The organism is Cyanobium sp. ATX 6A2 (assembly GCF_024346355.1).
In the GTDB taxonomy this organism is placed as follows: Bacteria; Cyanobacteriota; Cyanobacteriia; order PCC-6307; family Cyanobiaceae; genus NIES-981.
Window position 1 is genome coordinate 25,052 of the sequence record NZ_JAGQCU010000019.1, and the last position, 19,332, is coordinate 44,383.

The following is a 19,332-nucleotide window of genomic DNA, read 5'->3' on the forward strand; positions in this document are numbered from 1 at the left end:
CTGGCCCCGTGCTGATCAACTGGCGCTTATTGATCAGGTTCCGGCGGCAGCGGTCTCCGGAGCCGTCGTCTTCGGTGCCGCCGGTTGCGGCGTCGCCGGCTGTGAACGCCTCAAGGGGCTGTCGGCGCTGGCGAACACGGGCAGCACCTCCCGGCGGAAGGCCTCGGCGGCCCGGGAGCAGTAGCGCGCCGGGTGGGTGATCAACTTGAGCTGCCGGCGCACCATCAGATCTGACACCTGGGGCCGGTGCACCGAGCCGGACGCCAGTTCACGCTCGATCGACACCAGCGGCAGGAAGGCCGCCCCCAGGCCCGACTGCACGGCGTTCTTGATCGCCTCGAAGGAGTTGAGCTCCATCTCGATCTTCAGCCGCGACAGCTCAAGCCCGGAGCGGGCCAGCAGCTGGTCCACCATCTTGCGGGTGGTGGACTGGGCATCGAGGCACACGAAGCCGAGCCGGTAGAGATCCTCCTTGGTGAGCTCCTGCAGCCGCGCCAGGGGGTGCTTGGTGGGCAGCACCAGGGCCAGTTCATCCACGCCGTAGGGCACCACCTGCAGCAGCTCATTGAGCTCGCTGGGCAGCTCACCGCCAATGATCGCCAGGTCGATCTGGCCGTTGGCCACGCTCCAGCCGGTGCGGCGGGTGCTGTGCACCTGCAGCTGCACCGCCACATCGGGATACTTCTGGCGGAACAGGCCGATCATGCGGGGCATCAGGTAGGTGCCCGTGGTCTGGCTGGCACCCACGATCAGGGAGCCGCCGCGCAGGTTGTGCAGGTCTTCCAGGGCCCGGCAGGCCTCCTGGCACTGGCTGAGAATGCGATCGCAGTAGCTCAGCAGCAGGTGGCCAGCCTCGGTGAGCTGGGCCTTGCGGCCACCACGGTCAAACAGCGACACACTCAGCTGCTTCTCCAGGTTCTGGATCTGCAGACTCACCGCCGGTTGGGTCACGTAGAGGCTGTCGGCGGCCTTCTTGAAGCTGCCTTCGCTGGCGATCGCCCGCAGGATGCGCAGCTGGTCGAGGGTGAACGGCAGATCGGCCATGGTTCGGCCTGGGCCCGCAGGCCCGCGCCGGCAAGGGGTTCAAACTCTAGGGGGGGCTCCCGGCGGCCAGAATCGCGGCCTTCACAACTCCCCATCCAGCCCGTGATCGCCAGCTTCAGCCCATCGGGCGGCAGCCACCACAGCAGCTGGGTGATGCTGGCCCTGCTGCTGGCCTTCGCCGTGATCCACAGCGGTGGTGCCTCGCTGCGCCAGCTGGCGGTGCAACGCATCGGCGAGCGGGCCTGGCGGCTGATCTTCGCCGGGCTGAGCATCCCCTCGGCGGTGGTGGTGGTGGGCTACTTCCTGGCCCACCGCTACGACGGCATCCGCCTCTGGAACCTCCAGGACCAGCCCTGGGTGGTGCCCCTGGTGTGGACCGGCACGGCCATCAGCTTCCTCTTCCTCTACCCGGCCACCTACAACCTGCTGGAGATCCCGGCCGTGCTCAAGCCCCGGGTGCGGCTCTACGCCACCGGGATCATCCGCATCAGCCGCCACCCCCAGGCGGTGGGCCAGATCCTCTGGTGCGCCACACACCTGCTCTGGATCGGCAGCAGCTTCATGGTGGCCACCTGCGCCGGCCTGATCGCCCACCACCTGTTCGCCGTCTGGAACGGCGACCGGCGGCTGCGCAACCGCTTTGGTGAGGCCTTCGAGGAGCTGCGCGCCAGCACCTCGGTGGTGCCCTTCCGGGCGGTGCTCGACGGCCGCCAGCAGCTGGTGGCGAGCGAATTCCTGCGCCCTTCCCAGCTGGGGATCGCCATCACCATCGCCCTGTTCTGGTGGGCTCACCGCTTCATCGGCGTGGGAGCCACCGCCTTCGCGCGCACCGGCCTGGCCCATTGGCTCAGCTGAGCCCAGCCGCCCTGCCTACACTCCAGCGAGTCCGCCCGCTCGGAGCCCGCGCCGGAATGCCCTCAGCCGCTGAACTCGCCTGGTTGATTCCGGTGCTACCGCTGGCTGGTGCCTGCCTGGTGGGGCTGGGGCTGATCAGCTTCAACCGCACCGTCAACCGGCTGCGCAAACCGGTGGCCGTGCTGCTGATCAGCAGCGTGGGCGCCGCCGCGGTGCTCAGCTACGCCGTGCTGGCCCAGCAGCTCGCCGGAGCTGGGACCACCGAGGTGCTGTTCAACTGGGCCAGCGCCGGCAGCTTCAACCTGCAGATGGGTTTCCGGGTGGATGCCCTGGCGGCGGTGATGCTGGCCCTGGTCACCACCATCGCCCTGCTGGTGATGGTGTATTCCGACGGCTACATGGCCCACGACAAGGGCTATGTGCGTTTCTTCACCTATCTGGCCCTGTTCAGCAGCTCGATGCTTGGGCTGGTGATCAGTCCCAACCTGCTCGAGATCTACGTGTTCTGGGAGCTGGTGGGCATGTGCTCCTACCTGCTGGTGGGCTTCTGGTACGACCGCGACGGTGCCGCCAACGCCGCCCAGAAGGCCTTCGTGGTGAACCGGGTGGGCGACTTCGGCCTGCTGCTCGGGATCCTCGGCCTGTTCTGGGCCACCGGCAGCTTCGGCTTCGAGGAGATCGGGGCGCGCCTGCAGGAGGCGGTGGCCGGAGGGAGCCTGAGCAGCGGCGTGGCCGTGCTCCTGTGCCTGCTGGTGTTCATGGGGCCGATGGCCAAGTCGGCCCAGTTCCCCCTGCACGTGTGGCTGCCCGATGCCATGGAGGGTCCCACCCCGATTTCGGCCCTGATCCACGCCGCCACGATGGTGGCCGCCGGGGTTTTCCTGGTGGCCCGGCTGCAACCGGTTTACGAACCCTTCGCGGCGGTGCAGCTGACGATTGCCGTGGTGGGCACGATCACCCTCTTTCTGGGGGCCTCGATCGCCCTCACCCAGATGGATCTCAAGAAGGGTCTGGCCTACAGCACCGTGAGCCAGCTTGGCTACATGATGTTGGCCATGGGCTGCGGCGCCCCGGTGGCCGGCATGTTCCATCTGGTGACCCATGCCTTCTTCAAGGCCATGCTGTTCCTGGGGTCGGGCTCGGTGATCCACGCCATGGAGGAGGTGGTGGGCCATGAGCCGGTGCTGGCCCAGGACATGCGTCTGATGGGCGGCCTGCGCAAACACATGCCGATCACTTCGGCCACCTTTCTGGTGGGCTGTGTGGCGATCGCCGGCATCCCACCCCTGGCGGGCTTCTGGAGCAAGGATGAAATCCTCGGCCAGGCCTTCAACACCTATCCGCTGCTCTGGGTGATGGGTTTCGTCACGGCCGGCATGACCGCCTTCTACATGTTCCGGCTCTACTTCCTCACCTTCGAGGGTGAGTTCAGGGGCAACGACCAGGCGATGGCGGCCCAGCTGCTGGCCGCCGCCGGCAAAGGAGCGGGTGACCACGACGAGGAGGCGGGCCACGGCCACCATGCCGATCACCCCCATGAGTCGGGCTGGCAGATGGCTGCACCGCTGGCGGTGCTGGCCGTGCCTTCGGTGCTGATCGGCCTGCTCGGCACCCCCTGGAACAGCCGTTTCGCCGGCCTGCTCGATCCCCATGAGGCCGCCGAGATGGCCGAGCACTTCAGCTGGGGCGAGTTCCTGCCCCTGGCCGGAGCGTCCGTGGCGATCTCCTCGGCCGGCATCGCCTTGGCGGTGGCCGCCTACGCCCTGAAGCGCGTGGATCTGGGCCGCGCCGTGGCGGCCCGTTTCCCGGCCGTCAATGCCTTCCTGGCCAACAAGTGGTATCTCGACGACCTCAACGACAAGCTGTTCGTGCAGGGCAGCCGCAAGCTGGCCCGTTCCGTGCTCGAGGTGGACTCCAAGGTGGTGGACGGGGTGGTGAACCTCACCGGGCTGATGACCCTGGGCAGCGGTGAGGGCCTCAAGTATTTCGAGACCGGCCGGGCGCAGTTCTATGCCCTGATCGTGTTCGGGGGGGTGATCGCCCTGGTGGTGCTGTTCGGCTCGCTGGGCTGAGGGCTTCGGCCGTGCGCGCGCGTTGCGCGCAACACGGCCTCAGCGCCTCAGTCCAGCGAGCCTCACGCCGCGGGTGTGGGGCTGGGGAGGCGAGCTTGGCCGCGCGGTTGCCCTGCGAGCACCGGCACCCAGTCCCAGCCCGGCCCCTGCACAAGCGTCTGCACCGTCGCCCGACCTGGGCTGACTGCCGCGGCAGTCAGCCCAGCAGCCACTACGGACTGTGTGACTCCCCCCACCGGCGCAGGGGCAACGCGGCAGGTATTTCTACACTCCAGCCAACAGACTGCCCGCTTTCGTGCCCTTCCCCTGGCTGAGCGCCTCGATCCTGTTCCCGATCGGGTCGGCCCTGCTGATTCCCTTCGTTCCCGACAAGGGCGACGGCAAACAGGTGCGCTGGTTCGCCCTGGGGGTGGCCCTGGTCACCTTTCTGATCACCGTGGGGGGCTACCTCAACGGCTATGACCCCTCTGTGGAGGGCCTGCAGCTGGCCCAGCACATCGACTGGCTGCCCCAGCTCGGTCTGGCCTGGTCTGTGGGGGCCGACGGCCTGTCGATGCCGCTGATCCTGCTCACCAGCTTCATCACGGCCCTGGCGGCCCTGGCGGCCTGGCCGGTGAGCTTCAAGCCGAAGCTGTTCTATTTCCTGCTGCTGGCCATGGATGGTGGCCAGATCGCGGTGTTCGCCGTGCAGGACATGCTGCTGTTCTTCCTGGCCTGGGAGCTGGAACTGATCCCGGTGTACCTGCTGCTGGCCATCTGGGGGGGCAAGAAGAGGCAGTACGCCGCCACCAAGTTCATCCTTTATACCGCCGGCAGCTCGCTGTTCATCCTGCTCGCCGGCCTGGCGATGGCCTTCTACGGCGACAGCATCAGCTTTGAGTACACGGCCCTGATGGCCAAGGACTTCTCGGCCCAGTTCCAGCTGCTCTGCTACGCCGGCCTGCTGATCGCCTTCGGGGTGAAGCTGCCGATCGTGCCGCTGCACACCTGGCTGCCGGACGCCCACGGGGAAGCCACGGCCCCGGTGCACATGCTGCTGGCCGGCATCCTGCTGAAGATGGGCGGCTACGCCCTGCTGCGCTTCAACGTGCAACTGCTGCCGGCAGCCCATGCCCAGTTTGCGCCCCTGCTGGTGGTGCTGGGGGTGGTGAACATCATCTACGCGGCGCTCACTTCCTTCGCCCAGCGCAACCTCAAGCGCAAGATCGCCTACAGCTCCATCAGCCACATGGGCTTCGTGCTGATCGGCATCGGCAGCTTCAGCGCCCTGGGCACCAGCGGCGCCATGCTGCAGATGATCAGTCACGGCCTGATCGGTGCCAGCCTCTTCTTCCTGGTGGGCGCCACCTACGACCGCACCCACACCCTGCAGCTCGATGAGATGGGCGGCGTGGGCCAGAAGATGCGCAAGATGTTCGCGCTCTGGACGGTGTGTTCCCTGGCCTCCCTGGCCCTGCCTGGGATGAGCGGCTTCGTGAGCGAGCTGATGGTGTTCGTGGGCTTCGTCACCAGTGAGGTCTACACGCTCAGTTTCCGGGTGGTGATGGCGGTTCTGGCGGCGGTGGGCGTGATCCTCACGCCCATCTACCTGCTGTCGATGCTGCGGGAGATCTTCTTCGGCAAGGAGAACGCCGAGCTGGCCTCCCACAGCAACCTGGTGGATGCCGAGCCCCGGGAGATCTACGTGATCAGCTGCCTGCTGGTGCCGATCATCGGCATCGGTCTCTACCCCCGGATCATGACCGACAGCTACCGGGCCTCGATCGAAGCGCTGGTGCGGCGGGAAACCTCGGCGATGGCCCTGGTGATTCCCACCCCCGCCAGCGGTCTGATCCGCCAGGCCAGCGTGCAGGCCCCCTCGCTGACGGGATGATCCGCTGGACCTACGCTCCAGGGCTGGAGCAATGGCGCCATGAAACAGCTGAACTTTCTGCTGATCTTCAGCTTCGGTCTGGCAATGGTGATGTTCACCCTCGAGAACACGGCCCCGACCACAGTCCATTTCCTGCCTGGCATGAAAACCACCCTGCCGCTGGCGGCCCTGCTGCTGGTGGTTGGTGGCTTCGGCGCCGCGGCCGCCTGGGTGTTCGCAGTGTGGAGCGGGGTGACGCGCCGGGTGGAAACCCTGCAGCGCCAGGGGGAGTTCGAGGCCCAGCAGGTGCGCATCGAGGAACTGGAGCACGATCTGCAGCGTTACCGGGCCACCGTGGATGCCCAGCTCGGCCTGCTGCCGGCCGCCGGCCAGAGTTCCGCCCGGGCCGAAGCGCTGAGCAGCGCTGAGGGCGATGACGGCTGAGGCCGGCAACACCTTGGCGAGCGCTGTGTGGGGTGGTGGTGGGAGCCGCCCGTGATCGGTACCGTGAGCACAATTTCGGCAGCGACCACCCCGGTGGAGTGCAGCCACCAGCGCGAGGGGTGAGGAGTGACGCAAGCAGGCGCCAGGATGGCCATCCGACTCCTCCAGGACGCGGCCGAACGGGGGGAGATCGACCCCTGGGATGTGGATGTGATCGCCGTGGTGGATGGCTTCCTCGATCAGCTGCGACAGCGCATCGCGGCGCCCCGGCTGGTGACGGCGGCCCGCCCCGGCCAGGGGGGAAGCTACGAGCAGGATCTGGCGGACAGCAGCGAAGCCTTTCTGGCCGCTTCGGTGCTGGTGAGCCTCAAGGCCCAGCTGCTCGAGGCCAGCACCCTGCCACCCGAGCCGCTGCCCGTGGACGACTGGGCCGCGGACGCTGAGTTCTGTGGGGACGCTGATGCCGCTCTGGCCCTGCCGCGGCGGCCGGAGCGCCACCTCTGGCGGCGGCCCGTGGCGCCGCCACCGCTGCAGCGGCCGGTGACCCTCGGGGAGCTGATCCGCCAGCTGGAGGACATCGCCGCGCAACTCGAACAGAACGAGGGCCAGGGGAGGACGCCCCGGCGGCGGCGGCGCTTCAGCGATCGAGAGGCGATCGAGCAGGTGGCCACCCTGGCCCACCGGGAAAAACTGCCGGAAACCACCGCCGCCCTCAGCCGCTTCCTGCAGCACTGGAGTCCGGCCCAGGCCTGGGTGGGCTTCGACTGCCTGGTCAGCGCCTGGAGCGAGGCCGTGGTGAGCGGGCCTGGGGAGACGGAACTGGACTGCGACCGGGTGGGGGTGTTCTGGGCGCTGCTGTTCCTCTGTCACCAGGGCTGCCTGGAGCTCCACCAGCGCGATGGCCTGTTCGGTCCCCTGGCGCTGAGGCGGCTCACCCCGAGCGCGCTGACAGAGCAGCAGCAGCCGGCGGCCCTGGCGGCGCCGGTGCAGCCGGATCAGCTGGCAATCACACAACGGCTCGCCGCCTAGAACACCACTTAGGCTTGATCGTCTGACAGAAGTGAGTGCCCGCCGATGAAGGCGATGATCCTGGCGGCTGGCAAGGGAACCCGGGTGCAACCCATCACGCACACCATTCCCAAGCCGATGATCCCCATCCTGCAGAAACCCGTGATGGAGTTCCTGCTGGAATTGCTGCGGCAGCACGGCTTCACCGAGGTGATGGTGAACGTATCGCACCTGGCTGAGGAGATCGAAAACTATTTCCGCGACGGCCAGCGCTTCGGGGTGGAGATCGCCTACAGCTTCGAGGGCCGCATCGAGGATGGCGAGCTGATCGGTGACGCTCTGGGCTCGGCCGGTGGGCTGAAGAAGATCCAGAACTTCCAGCGTTTCTTCGATGACACCTTCGTGGTGCTCTGCGGGGATGCCCTGATCGATCTCGACCTCAGCGAGGCCGTGCGCCGCCACCGGGAGAAGGGAGCGTTGGCCAGCCTGGTCACCAAGCGGGTGCCCCGCGATCAGGTGAGCAGTTATGGCGTCGTCGTGACCGACGACAACGGCCAGGTGCTCTCCTTCCAGGAGAAACCCGCCGTGGGCGAGGCCGCCAGCGACATGATCAACACGGGCATCTACATCTTCGAGCCCGAAGTGATCGACTTCATCCCCAGCGGGGTGCCCTTCGACATCGGTTCAGACCTCTTCCCCCTGCTGGTGAAGAGTGGGGCACCCTTTTTTGCCCTGCCGATGGAATTTGAATGGGTGGACATCGGCCGGGTGCCCGACTATTGGCAGGCTATCCGCAGTGTGCTGATGGGGGAGGTTCGCCAGGTGCAGATCCCTGGCAAGGAGGTGATACCCGGCGTGTTCACCGGTTTGAACGTTGCTGCCAACTGGGAGAAGATCAACGTTCAGGGGCCGGTGTATGTGGGCGGGATGACCCGAATCGAAGATGGCGTTACCATCATCGGCCCGGCGATGATCGGCCCCAGCTGCCAGATCTGCGAGGGCGCCACGATCGACAACTCAATCATCTTTGACTACTCGCGCATCGGCGCCGGTGTGCGCCTGGCTGAGAAACTGGTGTTCGGCCGCTACTGCGTGGACCGCAACGGCGACCACTTCGACCTGCAGGATGCCGCCCTTGACTGGCTGATCACCGATGCCCGGCGGCAGGACGTGCTGGAGCCCTCACCCCACCAGAAGGCCCTGGCTGATCTGCTCGGGAGCGACCTCAGCCTCAGCAAGGCGAGCTGAGCATCGGCTCAGGCTGCGTCGCTTCCGCCCGCAGCCCGGCCTGCTCAAGAATCAGGGGGATGCGCTCCTCGGCCTTGATCGCCATCAGATGCACCCCCTGGGCGATGGCCACACAGCTGGCCACCTGCTCGGCGGCGATGCGGATCCCCTCCGCAGCCGGATCGCGGGCCTCCGCCAGCCGGTCGATCAGCGCCTGGGGGATGTTGGCGCCCGGCACCACGCGGTTGATGAAGGCCGCGTTGCGAGCGGATTTGAGCAGGAACACCCCGGCCAGCACGGGCAGACCCAGGGGGGCGGCGATCTCCTCCACAAAGCGCCGCAGCGCATCCGCATCGGTCACCATCTGGGTCTGCAGAAAGCGGGCCCCCGCGTCCCGTTTGCGCCGCACCCGGGCCCGCAGGCCGCTCCAGCTGGGGCACTGGGGGTCGGCGGCGGCGCCGGCGAAGAAGGCGGTGCCGCCATCGGGCAGGCTGCCACTCACCGGATCCGCTCCCTGGTTGAGCTGATCCACCAGGCGCAGCAGCCGCACCGACTCCAGCTCATTCACCGCCCGGGCCGTGGGTTGATCGCCGGCCCGCACCGGATCGCCGGTGAGGCAGAGCAGGTTGCGCAGGCCGAGGGCGTGGGCGCCGAGCAGGTCGGCCTGGAGAGCGATGCGATTGCGATCGCGGCAGGCCATCTGCAGCACCGACTCGAGCCCCTCCTCCTGCAGCAACCGACACACCGCCAGGCTGCTCATGCGCATCACGGCACGGCTGCCGTCGGTGACGTTGATGGCATGCACCCAGCCGCGCAACTGGCGGGCTGCAGCGAGGGTGCGGGAGGGATCGCCTCCCCGCGGCGGTGTGACTTCTGCGGTGATCGCCGTGCGGCCACTGGCCAGAGCCTGTTGGAGCAGCAAGCCGGGCCTCAGGTCGCAGAGACCATCATGCAACGGTCCGTTCGCTGCCTAGAGTGACATCAAAGGGCAGTGGCGGCATGGGTCGAGATCCTCTCCATGGCCAAAGGCAGGATGGCCCAGAGAAGGGTCTCCCCGCCCGGGCTGGCCACCTCTCGGAGCGGGAGCTGGAGATCATCGCCCTGGTGGCAGAGGGTTTAACCAATCAGGAGATCGCCGGCCAGCTCACGATCAGCAAGCGCACGGTGGACAACCACGTGAGCAACATCTTCACCAAGACCGGCTCCAAGAACCGCGTGGCGCTGCTGAACTGGGCCATGGACCACGGCAAGATCTGCCGTGACGGCGTGAACTGCTGCGCCCTGGAGACCGGCGAAACGGACATCGCAACCCGGCTGCGCTGAGGGCCGAGCCTCAGAGCGGCTGAAGGGCATCGGCGCCGGCCGAGGCGGCCGGATCCGTCACCCGCACCGCCAGCGGTTCGAGGGTGAAGGCGGCGTCCTCAAGGTCAAACAGCTCGGCATAGGCGAGGCAGTCGTCGCGGTCGCGCCCGGCGTAACGCAGGACCCCATGGCTGTCGTAGAGACCCAGCAAGGCGAAACCTTCAGGAAATCTTTAGCGCGATCCTAGGGCCAGCAGCAGCCCCTCACGCCGCTGCGCCGGCCAGCTGGCAAAGGGTTCGTGGGCCAGGGCAGCATTGCTGAGCTCATGGCGGCCGGTGAGCTCAAGGCCGCACCAGGGCGGCACCGCCACCGGCTGATCCGGCCTCTCCAGTTCCACCTCCGCCACCACCAGCGGCGCATTGGCCCCCTCGAACACGTCCACCACCCAGTCGCCACCGGCCAGATCCAGGCCATGACGGCGCTTGCGCAGCTGCCGCTCCGTGAGCGCGAGCAGCGACCCGGCATCGGCGGGGGGAATGGGGTATTCGAACTCCTGCCGCACCAGCCCCTCGGCGGACTGGGGCTCACCCGCCGGCGCCGGGGCCTTGAGGGTGAGCCAGGCCCGTTCTCCCTCCACTGGCGTTGCCCCAGAGGCGCCGGCCTCGTGGCTGAGACGCACCCGCAGGGTGATGCTGCCCGGCGAGCTGGTGAGGTAGCCCTGCTGCAGCTCGTGCTGCCAGCGCACATGGGGCCGCCAGCCATCGCCGATCACCAGGAAGCGGCGTTCGATCTCCACACCCACGGCCGGCGCAGCGTCTGCCCCATTGTGCGACGGCACTGCGGCCTAATTGTGCGAGGGCACAGCGGCAACCAGGCTGCCGGCCCAGTGCAGCTTGTGGGTGAGGGTGCGGTAGTAGGAGGGACTCTGCTCCAGCTGCACCATCAGCGCCGGGTGGTCGGCACGGCGCACCTCGGCCCGATCGCCCGGTTCGAGCGTGGCGGCATGGGCGCCGTCCTTCCACAGCCGCACCCGCCGGCTGCTCTCCCCGAGGGGCCAGAGGCTGAGCTCGGCGCGCGGCGGCACCACCAGGGCACGGCTGGAGAGGCTGATCGGACAGATCGGATTGACCACGATGGCCTCGATCCCGGGGTGCAGGATCGGCCCCCCCGCCGCCATGGCATAGCCGGTGGAGCCGGTGGGGGTGGCAATGATCAGCCCGTCGCCGCGGTACTGGTCCACCACCTCGCCGTCGATCTCAAGCTCCAGCACGCAGGTGGGCGGCAGCTCATCGGCTCCTGGCCGCACGTAGAAATCGTTGAGGGCCACGTGATGGTCGTGCAGCTCGGCCTCCACCCCATCGCCGCGGTGGATGCGGGCCTGCAGCATCATGCGGCTCTCGAGGGCAAAGCGATCGTGGCGCAGGCGCTGCCACAGGCTCACCCCGGCATCGCCGGGGGGAATGGCGGCGGGGTTGGCGCCCGGGCGGCCATTGGCCCGCCGGGTGGGCCCGTTCTCCAGCCGCAGCAGGGCGCGATCGTGGGTGAGGAAGCCCAGGTTGCCGCCCACGTTGAAGCAGAGGATCGGCACCGCCAGTGGAGCCAGATGGCGGGCGGCGCCGAGCACGGTGCCGTCGCCTCCCAGCACCACGGCCAGATCGGGCAGGGTGTCTTCAGTGGCCAGCAGCCCCGGGAAGGGATCGACTGCGGCGCCGGAGTTGGCACTCACCACAACCACTCCCTGGCTGCGCAGATCGTCGGCGCAGCGGCGGCTCTGGCGCTGGGCAGCCTGGCTGCCGGAGCGCGCGATCAGCCAGACCCGCTCCAGGCGCATGGACGGGCTACCAGCGCAGCAGGTTGAAGCGCTCCATGTCCACCGTGTCGCGGTTGCGGTAGAGGGAGAGCAGGATCGCCAGGCCCACGGCAGCCTCCGCTGCGGCCACGGTGATCACGAAGATGGCGAACACCTGGCCGCGGATCAGCTGGCCGTCGAGATAGCTGGAGAAAGCCATCAGGTTGATGTTCACGGCATTGAGCATCAGCTCGATGCTCATCAGCACCCGCACCGCGTTACGGCTGTTGATCAGTCCCCACACCCCGGTGCAGAACAGCACCGCCGCCACCACCAGGAAGGCCTGCAGGGGAATGCCGGAGTAGAGCGAGAGGTCCATTGAAGGCGAGAGGCGGGAGAGCGGGCCGCAGGCAGGGGGCAAGGCAGGAGATCAGCGGGGGCTGCGGTCGAGCAGCAGGGGGGTGCGGGCCTTCTCGATCAGGCCCTGATCGACACCCTCACCGGTGGCGATGTCCTGGCTGAAGACATCGCGGCGGGCCAGCACGATGGCGCCGATCATGGCCATCAGCAGCAGCACCGAGGCCAGCTCGAAGGGCAGCAGGTAGTCGGAGAACAGGTGCTCCCCGATGCGGATGGTGGCCTCCTCACCCACGGGCTCGGGGCCGCTGCCCCAGGGGGTGGTGAAGGCCACCCGGATCAGCAGCACGAACAGGCCGCCGCAGACCAGGCCGGAGACCAGGCGACGCAAAGCCAGGCCGGGGATCGCCGCCAGGTCCTCGCGCTTGTTCACGAGCATGATCGCGAACAGGATCAACACGTTCACAGCTCCCACGTAGACCAGCACCTGGGCGGCGGCCACGAAGCTGGCGTTGAGCATCAGGTAGAGGCCGGCCACCGAGAGAAACACGCCGGCCAGCAGGAAGGCGGCGTAGACCACATTGGGCAGCAGCACCACCCCCAGAGCCCCCGCCACCACAGTGGTGGCCAGGACGGCGAAGCAGATCAGCTGGGTGGTGGACGCAATGGTCATCAGCCCTTCTCCTCGGGTGTGGGTGCGGGTGTGGCTGCGGGGGGGTCGATCTTGGGCAGGGTCTCAAGCACCTGCTCGGGCAGTCTGCCCGCCCGCGGCTCGCTGTCGGGCACACCGTGGGGATCCACGGCCCCCTTCGGCAGATACACCAGCTCCCGCAGGGGCTGGACCGCCGGATCGCTGGTGACGCTGGTGGGCAGCCGGCCGAGGGCCACGTTGTCGTAGTTGAGGCTGTGGCGGTCGAAGGCGGCCAGCTCGTACTCCTCAGTCATCGACAGACAGTTTGTAGGGCAGTATTCCACGCAATTGCCGCAGAAGATACACACCCCGAAGTCGATCGAATAGTTGCGCAGTTCCTTTTTCTTGGTGGCCTTGTTCATCACCCAGTCCACCACCGGCAGGTTGATCGGGCAAACCCGCACGCACACCTCACAGGAGATGCACTTGTCGAGCTCGTAGTGAATGCGGCCGCGATAGCGCTCCGACGGAATCAGCTTCTCGTAGGGATACTGCACCGTGACCGGGCGGCGGCGCAGGTGATCGAAGGTCACCGCCAGACCCTGGGTCATGTACTGGGCCGCACCCGCCGCATCACGGGTGTAGTCGCCGACTTTCTTGAGGAATCCGAACATGGAACTCAGGCGGTGATGGGGTCATGATGGCGCCCCCGGCGGCAAGCTGACCGGGAGGTGGGGCCAGGGGGCTGCCCGCATGCTGGCGGGCGCTGGCTCATCCCCCGAAGAAGGCGGGGAAGGCGAGCTTGAGGCCGGCGGTGACGAGCAGATTCACCAGGGCGATGGGGAGCAGAAACTTCCAGCCCAGGTCGAGCAGCTGATCGATGCGCACCCGCGGGGTGGTCCAGCGCAGCAGGATCGCCAGGAACACCAGCAGGTAGGCCTTGAGCACGGTCATCACCACGCCCACCGAGGCGGTGATCACCTGCACCGCCGGGGCATCGATGGGCTGCCCCAGCCAGCCCGCCAGCCACTCCACCGGTATGGGAAAGCCCCAGCCGCCCAGGTAGAGCACCGACACCAGCAGGGCCGAGAGCACCAGGTTGATGTAGCTGCCCAGGTAGAAGAGGGCGAATTTCATGCCGGCGTATTCGGTTTGATAGCCGGCCACCAGCTCCTCCTCGGCCTCGGGAAGGTCGAAGGGCAGGCGCTCACACTCGGCCAGGGCGCAGATCCAGAAGATCACAAAGCCCACCGGCTGGCGCCAGATGTTCCAGCTGAGGATGCCGGCGCCGCTTTGCTGATTAACGATGTCGACGGTGCTGAGCGAGTTGCTCATCATCACCACCGCCAGCACGGCCAGGGCCAGGGGGATCTCGTAGCTGATCGACTGGGCCGCCGCCCGCAGGCCGCCCAGCAGGGAATATTTGTTGTTGGAGGCATAGCCGCTCATCAGCAGGCCGATCGGCTGGATGCTGCTGAGGGAGATCCACAGAAAGATCCCCACGCCCACGTTGCTGATCAGCAGGTTCTGGCCGAAGGGCACCACCAGCCAGCTGAGGATCACCGGGATCAGCACCAGCACCGGCCCGAGGGTGAACAGCAGGCCGTCGGCCCGGGCCGGGATGATGTCTTCCTTGAACAGCAGCTTGAGGCCATCGGCCAGGGGCTGGAGCACCCCCAGGGCACCGGCGTATTCCGGGCCGATGCGCTGCTGCACGGCGGCGGAGATCTTGCGCTCCAGCCACACGTTCACCAGCACGCCGATCACGGCCGCCACCAGCACCAGCAGCATCGGCAGCGGCAGCCACAGCAGGTGGGCGGTGCCGGCGCTGAGGCCGGCACCCTGCAGAAGGGTTTCAAAGCTGGCCTGCAGATCGAGGCCTGCGGCTGCGTCGAGCCCCGGTGCGCTGCCGGGGGCCGAGGTGCTCACCATGGGGGCTGCTCAGGTAGGGGCAACTTAGCGGGCGTCCAGGGGCTGCCACTGGCGGGGTAGCGAGCCGGTGTAGATCTGCGAGGGCCGGAAGATACGGTTGGCCCCCAGCTGCTCCTTCCAGTGGGCCAGCCAGCCGGCGGTGCGGGCGATGGCAAAGATCGGCGTGAACAGATCCCTGGGGATGCCGAGCTTGCGGTACACCAGCCCGGAATAGAAGTCGACGTTGGGATAGATGCCCTTGGGCCCCAGGCGCTCGGCGGCCGCCCGCTCGAGGGCGCAGGCCAGGTCGTAGAGGGGGTCGTGGCCGAAGCGGTCGAACAGCTGCTCGGCCAGGCTCTGCAGGATCACCGCCCGGGGATCCTTCACCTTGTATTCCCGGTGGCCGAAACCCATGATCTTCTGACGCTCGGCGATGGCCCGATCCAGCCAGGGCTCCACCTGGTCAGGGCTGCCGATCGCTTCGAGCATGGCCAGCACGTCCTCGTTGGCACCGCCGTGCAGGGGGCCCGCCAGGGTGCCCACCGCCGAGGCCACCACGGCGTAGGGATCGGTGAGGGTGCTGGCGGTGACGCGGGCGCTGAAGGTGCTGGCGTTGAGGCTGTGCTCGGAATGGATGATCAGGCAGGCATCGAAGATGCGGGCCGCCAGCGGATCGGGCTCCCGCTCGGTGAGCATGTAGAGGAAGTTGGCCGCGTAGGGCAGGTCGTCGCGGGGCTGGATCGGATCCTGGCCTTTGCGGATCAGCTGGAATGCCGCCACCATCGTGGGGATCTTGGCCAGCAGGCGCACCACCGCCCCGTAGATGTATTCGGGATTGTCGAGGGCGCGGCGGGAATAGAAGAGCCCCAGGGAGGCGGCGCTGGCCTGGAGGGCATCCATCGGATGGCCCTGGGCGGGGAAGCTCTTCATCATGTCGCGGATGCGGAAGCTCACCCGCCGGTGCATCTGCACCTCGTGCTCGAACTCCCGCAGCTGCACCGCGGTGGGCAGATCACCCCAGATCAGCAGGTAGGCGGTTTCCAGAAACGTGCTCTGGGCCGCCAGGATCGCCGTGTCGAAGCCGCGATAGGTGAGCTGCCCCTGACGGCCGTCGATGTCGCAGATGGCCGACTGGGTGGCCGGCACCCCCTCGAGTCCGGGGCGGAACGGCGGCGGCGTGGCCGGAGCCGGAGCTGGAGCCGGGGGGACATCACTGGCGGTGTGCGACGCAGTGTCACTCACGGGCAGACGGGCAGGCAGGGCTTCGGCGACCCTACGGCCAGCCGCCATCCGGCGCCGTAGCGCTAGCTGCCGCCCAGCAGCTGCCGGGGGCCCATCAGCAGCCGCAGCTGGCCCCGGGGCCGGGCCGAACCCGGGGGGAAATCGAGGTGCAGCAGCGCCACGCCGGCCTTCTTGAGCGGCACCCGGCCGGGCTCCGCGCCGATCAGGGCCGCCGCCAGCAGGCCGAGATCGGGCTCATGGCCCACCAGCGCCAGGCGCTGCCCGGCCGCCACAGCGCGCAGCAGGGGCCAGGGGTCACCGCCCGGCGCGAGGCCCTCGGCCAGCTGCACGGCCGGTGCCAGGCCGGCGGCGCAGGCCAGCTCGGCCGTCTGGCGAGCCCGCCGGAGCGGACTGCTGAACAGGGCGGTGCAGCCCAGATCGAGGCGCAGCAGCTGGGCCAGCACCGCCTGGGTGCGGACGCGGCCCTCGGGGGTCAGAGACCGCTCAGCATCATGGCGCTCGGGGCTGCGCTCCTCGGCGATGCCATGGCGCAGCAGCAGCAGTTCAGCCATAGCTGAGGCGGGCCCGCAGGTGCAGGGCGCCATCCTCGCTCTGCAGAGCCAGGCCAAGGCCCTGCACCGGCTCGGCCAGGGGCTCTCCCGCCAGGGCCGAGAGCAGCCGCCAGGGCGTCCAGCCCGGGAGCAGCTCCTGGGCCGGCCCGGCGGCCAGGGCCCAGCGCAGCGGCGCCGCGGGCAGATCGAGGGCCGCCAGGCCTGCCAGCAGCGGCCGGGGGCCCTGGCGCGACTGGCGCTGCTGGCTGAGGGTGTCCAGGGAATCAGACCACCAGGCGCGGCCATCCTGCTCGCGGCGGGCCGCCGCCAGGGTGGCCTGGAGCTGTTCGCTGGGGGCGCCGCGGCGTCCGCTGGCGGCCTGCAACCGGGTCCACACCTGGACCCGCTCGCCGTCCAGCTCGAGCGGAGCGGCGATCAGGCCGTCCCGGGCCAGGTCGGCCTCCAGGGCCGCCGGATCGGGGGAGCCCTCCGGACTGCCCAGCAGCCAGCCGCCAGCCGAGCGCAGCACCAGCAGCGGCCCCTCGGCCGCTGCGGCCACCCGGGCCGGCAGGGGCTCGAGCGGTCGGCCCGGGCCGGCGATCAGCCAGGGCTGCAGCCGGGCTTGCCAGGCCTGGGGCCAGTGGGCCGGGTTCTGGAGCAGGGCCAGGCTGGCGGCCTCGCCGCGCACGTCGGCCAGCAGGGCCTCGGCAGCGCTGGTGGCGGCGGCGGTGGTGGCGCCGGCCGCCGGGAAGCCCGCCAAACTCTCGTCGTCCCCGCCCGGCGCCGGCGCCAGCCAGCCATCGACCAGGAGATGGGCTCCCTGGGGCCTGAGGGCCGCCACCAGGGAGCCGGCCCCGGGCCAGCCCCCCCCCAGCCAGTCGTCCAGGGCCGGAGGACGGGCGGTGACCAGCAGCGCCCCCTCGCCCAGCCGCTCGAGGGACCGCTGGAAGTCTGGATCGGCGCCCTGGTTGAGCTCGTCGATCTGGGACACGTCGAGGGCCTGCTCCAGCGGTCCCCGGCCCGAGGCCAGCAACACCAGGTCGTCGTTGATCAGGGCGGTGGCGATCGGCACCGGCTGGCTGCCCAGCAGGGCGCCGCGGCCGCTGATCAGGCCCATGCCCCGGTAGCTGCTCACCTGCAGGGAGGTGCCGGCGAGGCTGCGGGTCTGCCAGAAGCGCTGCAGGAAGCGGCGGGCCCCGTCGCCGTCACGGCTGCTCAGGGCCAGCACCCAGCCAGCGGGGGTGCGGTCGTCGCCCGCCAGCAGCCAGAGGCCGGTTTCGGGGCCCAGCCAGCCAGCCAGTTCGCCAGGGTAGTCGAGACCGGCGGCGGCGAAGGCCCCATCGCGCAGGCGGGCCAGGGCATCGCGGGCCTCGGCGCGCCGCCGCGGCGGTGCCACCGCCCGGGCATAGGCCAGGGGCTGCTCGGCGTCGCTGAGCAGGTAGAGGCTGAGATCCACATCGCGGGGCACGAAACGGGCCGCCCGGGGGGTCGTGAGGACCCGGTGCTGCAGCTGCAGGGGGGAGCGCTGCCACACCAGCCACGAGGCGGCCCCGCCCAGGGCCAGCAGCACCAGGATCACCGCCAGCACCACCGCCAGAAATCGGCGGGCCTTCATGCATCCACAGCAGGATGGACCCATCCTGCACCGGAGCCAGACCTGTGAACACACCGCTCAGCATCCCCGCCCGCGAGCTGCAGGAGCGGTTGCAGCGGGGCGAGGCGATCCAGCTGGTGGATGTGCGCGAAGACCAGGAGCTGAGCTGGGCGCGGCTGCCCCATCCCGTGCTGCACCTGCCCCTGAGCCGTTCCCAGGAGTGGCTGGCGGAGCTGGACCAGCGACTGCAGCGCGACCGGCCGGTGGCCGTGCTCTGCCACGCCGGCGTGCGCAGCTGGCAGTTCGCCTGCTGGCTGATGGAGCAGCAGGGCTACGGCGAGGTGTGGAACCTGCACGGCGGCATCGACGCCTGGAGCGTGGAGGTGGATCCGGGGGTGCCCCGCTACTGATGACCCTGGGGCCGCGCCAGATCCGGGTGCTGTCTTTACCATCAACGTTCCCACCTCGCCACAGCATCCGGTGCAGGTCCTCTCCCCTCGACAGCAGGAGGTGCTGAGCCTGGCCGTGCGCCACTACGTGGACACGATGGAACCGGTGGGCAGCAAAACGCTGGTGCGGCGCTTCGGGCTGCCCACCAGTGCGGCCACCGTGCGCTCGGCCATGGGGGCCCTGGAGCAGCAGGGGTTGCTCACCCAGCCCCACACCTCCGCCGGCCGCGTGCCCAGCCAGCAGGGCTACCGGCTGTATGTGGACCAGCTGCTGCCCGCCCCCGGCGCCGCCGCCCTGCAACTGGAGCGCGACCTGGCCAACCTCAGCCTGCAATGGCCGGCCTTCGACGACCTGCTGCTGCATCTGGGCCGGCGGCTGACCGACCTCACCGGCCTGCTGAGCCTGATCACCCGGCCGCGGCGGCCGCTGCGCCAACCCCAGCTCCAGGCCCTGCGGCTGGTGCCGAGCGGTGAGCGGCTGCTGGTGTTCCTGGTGCACGGACCCACCCACACCAGCAGCCACAACCTGCGCCTGCCCGCCGGCAGCGAACCGGAACTGGCGGTGCTGGAGCGCTGGGCCAACGACCAGCTGCGCACCGACGACGGCGCCATCGCCTGGCAGCAACTGCCCCGGGAACTGGCCACCAGCGGGCGGCTGCTGCGCCAGCTGGTGGACGCGCAGGCGATGTGCTGCCCCGGCCCCAGCCGCGACGCGGTGGCCAGCGGCCTGGGCAAGCTGCTGGGCCAGCCCGACTTCAGCCACACCGCCAGCCTGCGGGCGCTGGTGCAGCTGGTGGAGGAGGAGCCCGAGCAGGTGCTGGGACCCCGGCCCAATGCTGTGTGGATCGGTGACGAACACCCCCATGCCGCGTTGGCCGGCTGCGCGGTGGTGCAGGCCGCCTACCGCAGTGGTGACGGCGGTGTGGGCCACGTGGCGCTGATCGGGCCCATGCGCATGGCCTACGCCACCGCCACGGCGGCCGTGCGCTCGGTGGCATCTAGCCTGCAGCGATTGCTGACCTGAG

General features: G+C 69.0%; 21 protein-coding genes. 9 read left to right on the top strand and 12 right to left on the bottom strand.

The window, feature by feature from the left end; translation table 11 throughout:
- Positions 1-33 precede the first annotated feature (33 nt).
- On the bottom strand, positions 34-1,044 hold the full coding sequence (locus KBY96_RS13830) for a LysR family transcriptional regulator (RefSeq protein WP_254980069.1): 1,011 nt from the start codon (positions 1,042-1,044) through the stop codon (positions 34-36).
- 153 nt (positions 1,045-1,197) lie between these two features.
- Between KBY96_RS13830 and KBY96_RS13835 the strand changes: the two genes are divergently transcribed.
- The 6 genes from KBY96_RS13835 to KBY96_RS13860 all read left to right on the top strand — a co-directional run bounded on the left by KBY96_RS13835 (position 1,198) and on the right by KBY96_RS13860 (position 8,523).
- Positions 1,198-1,899: an NnrU family protein gene (locus tag KBY96_RS13835; protein ID WP_254980118.1), complete on the top strand. Its 702-nt coding sequence runs from the start codon at positions 1,198-1,200 to the stop codon at positions 1,897-1,899.
- A 56-nt stretch (positions 1,900-1,955) separates the two neighbouring features.
- Entirely contained in the window at positions 1,956-3,971 is a 2,016-nt protein-coding gene (locus KBY96_RS13840; RefSeq protein ID WP_254980070.1) for an NAD(P)H-quinone oxidoreductase subunit 5, read from the top strand.
- Between the two features lie 295 nt (positions 3,972-4,266).
- Positions 4,267-5,844, top strand: coding sequence for an NAD(P)H-quinone oxidoreductase subunit 4 (locus KBY96_RS13845; protein ID WP_254980071.1), 1,578 nt, complete (start codon positions 4,267-4,269; stop codon positions 5,842-5,844).
- Between the two features lie 39 nt (positions 5,845-5,883).
- Positions 5,884-6,267, top strand: a complete 384-nt coding sequence (locus KBY96_RS13850) for a lipopolysaccharide assembly protein LapA domain-containing protein (protein ID WP_254980073.1) — start codon at positions 5,884-5,886, stop codon at positions 6,265-6,267.
- Between the two features lie 147 nt (positions 6,268-6,414).
- Positions 6,415-7,296 carry a segregation/condensation protein A gene (locus KBY96_RS13855; RefSeq protein WP_254980075.1) on the top strand — a complete coding sequence of 294 codons (882 nt, stop codon included), beginning with the start codon at positions 6,415-6,417 and terminating at the stop codon, positions 7,294-7,296.
- A gap of 45 nt (positions 7,297-7,341) precedes the next feature.
- A complete protein-coding gene (locus tag KBY96_RS13860) occupies positions 7,342-8,523 on the top strand; it encodes an NDP-sugar synthase (protein WP_254980076.1) in 1,182 nt (393 codons plus the stop codon).
- Here the strand turns inward: KBY96_RS13860 and KBY96_RS13865 are convergent.
- On the bottom strand, positions 8,507-9,424 hold the full coding sequence (locus KBY96_RS13865; RefSeq protein ID WP_254980077.1) for a methylenetetrahydrofolate reductase: 918 nt from the start codon (positions 9,422-9,424) through the stop codon (positions 8,507-8,509). The two genes, KBY96_RS13860 and KBY96_RS13865, sit on opposite strands and share 17 nt — an antisense overlap.
- Positions 9,425-9,501: 77 nt before the next feature.
- On the opposite strand from KBY96_RS13865, the gene KBY96_RS13870 reads away from it, so the two are divergent.
- Positions 9,502-9,825, top strand: a complete 324-nt coding sequence (locus tag KBY96_RS13870; RefSeq protein WP_254980078.1) for a LuxR C-terminal-related transcriptional regulator — start codon at positions 9,502-9,504, stop codon at positions 9,823-9,825.
- Positions 9,826-9,835: 10 nt separating this feature from the next.
- Here the strand turns inward: KBY96_RS13870 and KBY96_RS13875 are convergent, their stop codons facing one another.
- The 10 genes from KBY96_RS13875 to KBY96_RS13920 all read right to left on the bottom strand — a co-directional run bounded on the left by KBY96_RS13875 (position 9,836) and on the right by KBY96_RS13920 (position 17,879).
- Positions 9,836-10,015, bottom strand: coding sequence for a hypothetical protein (locus KBY96_RS13875; protein WP_254980079.1), 180 nt, complete (start codon positions 10,013-10,015; stop codon positions 9,836-9,838).
- Between the two features lie 21 nt (positions 10,016-10,036).
- On the bottom strand, positions 10,037-10,606 hold the full coding sequence (locus KBY96_RS13880) for a CYTH domain-containing protein (protein WP_254980080.1): 570 nt from the start codon (positions 10,604-10,606) through the stop codon (positions 10,037-10,039).
- A 42-nt stretch (positions 10,607-10,648) separates the two neighbouring features.
- Positions 10,649-11,635: an NAD(+)/NADH kinase gene (locus KBY96_RS13885; protein WP_254980081.1), complete on the bottom strand. Its 987-nt coding sequence runs from the start codon at positions 11,633-11,635 to the stop codon at positions 10,649-10,651.
- A gap of 7 nt (positions 11,636-11,642) precedes the next feature.
- Positions 11,643-11,972 carry an NADH-quinone oxidoreductase subunit NuoK gene (gene nuoK, locus KBY96_RS13890; protein ID WP_254980119.1) on the bottom strand — a complete coding sequence of 110 codons (330 nt, stop codon included), beginning with the start codon at positions 11,970-11,972 and terminating at the stop codon, positions 11,643-11,645.
- Between the two features lie 51 nt (positions 11,973-12,023).
- Positions 12,024-12,623, bottom strand: a complete 600-nt coding sequence (locus KBY96_RS13895) for an NADH-quinone oxidoreductase subunit J (RefSeq protein WP_254980082.1) — start codon at positions 12,621-12,623, stop codon at positions 12,024-12,026.
- Positions 12,623-13,255, bottom strand: a complete 633-nt coding sequence (ndhI, locus tag KBY96_RS13900; protein WP_254980083.1) for an NAD(P)H-quinone oxidoreductase subunit I — start codon at positions 13,253-13,255, stop codon at positions 12,623-12,625. Before ndhI ends, KBY96_RS13895 begins: the two co-directional genes overlap by 1 nt.
- Positions 13,256-13,352: 97 nt before the next feature.
- A complete protein-coding gene (gene nuoH / locus KBY96_RS13905) occupies positions 13,353-14,513 on the bottom strand; it encodes an NADH-quinone oxidoreductase subunit NuoH (RefSeq protein WP_254980084.1) in 1,161 nt (386 codons plus the stop codon).
- Positions 14,514-14,537: 24 nt separating this feature from the next.
- The gene (locus KBY96_RS13910) at positions 14,538-15,734 is read right to left on the bottom strand and encodes a citrate synthase (RefSeq protein WP_254980086.1); all 1,197 of its coding nucleotides are present in this window, start codon (positions 15,732-15,734) and stop codon (positions 14,538-14,540) included.
- Positions 15,735-15,796: 62 nt separating this feature from the next.
- The gene (locus KBY96_RS13915; RefSeq protein WP_254980087.1) at positions 15,797-16,285 is read right to left on the bottom strand and encodes a histidine phosphatase family protein; all 489 of its coding nucleotides are present in this window, start codon (positions 16,283-16,285) and stop codon (positions 15,797-15,799) included.
- Positions 16,278-17,879, bottom strand: coding sequence for a DUF3352 domain-containing protein (locus KBY96_RS13920; protein WP_254980088.1), 1,602 nt, complete (start codon positions 17,877-17,879; stop codon positions 16,278-16,280). Before KBY96_RS13920 ends, KBY96_RS13915 begins: the two co-directional genes overlap by 8 nt.
- Before the next feature lie 44 nt (positions 17,880-17,923).
- On the opposite strand from KBY96_RS13920, the gene KBY96_RS13925 reads away from it, so the two are divergent.
- Both KBY96_RS13925 and KBY96_RS13930 read left to right on the top strand, forming a co-directional pair.
- On the top strand, positions 17,924-18,268 hold the full coding sequence (locus KBY96_RS13925) for a rhodanese-like domain-containing protein (protein ID WP_254980089.1): 345 nt from the start codon (positions 17,924-17,926) through the stop codon (positions 18,266-18,268).
- 70 nt (positions 18,269-18,338) lie between these two features.
- Positions 18,339-19,331: a heat-inducible transcriptional repressor HrcA gene (locus tag KBY96_RS13930; protein WP_254980090.1), complete on the top strand. Its 993-nt coding sequence runs from the start codon at positions 18,339-18,341 to the stop codon at positions 19,329-19,331.
- The last annotated feature ends 1 nt before the right edge of the window (position 19,332 follow it).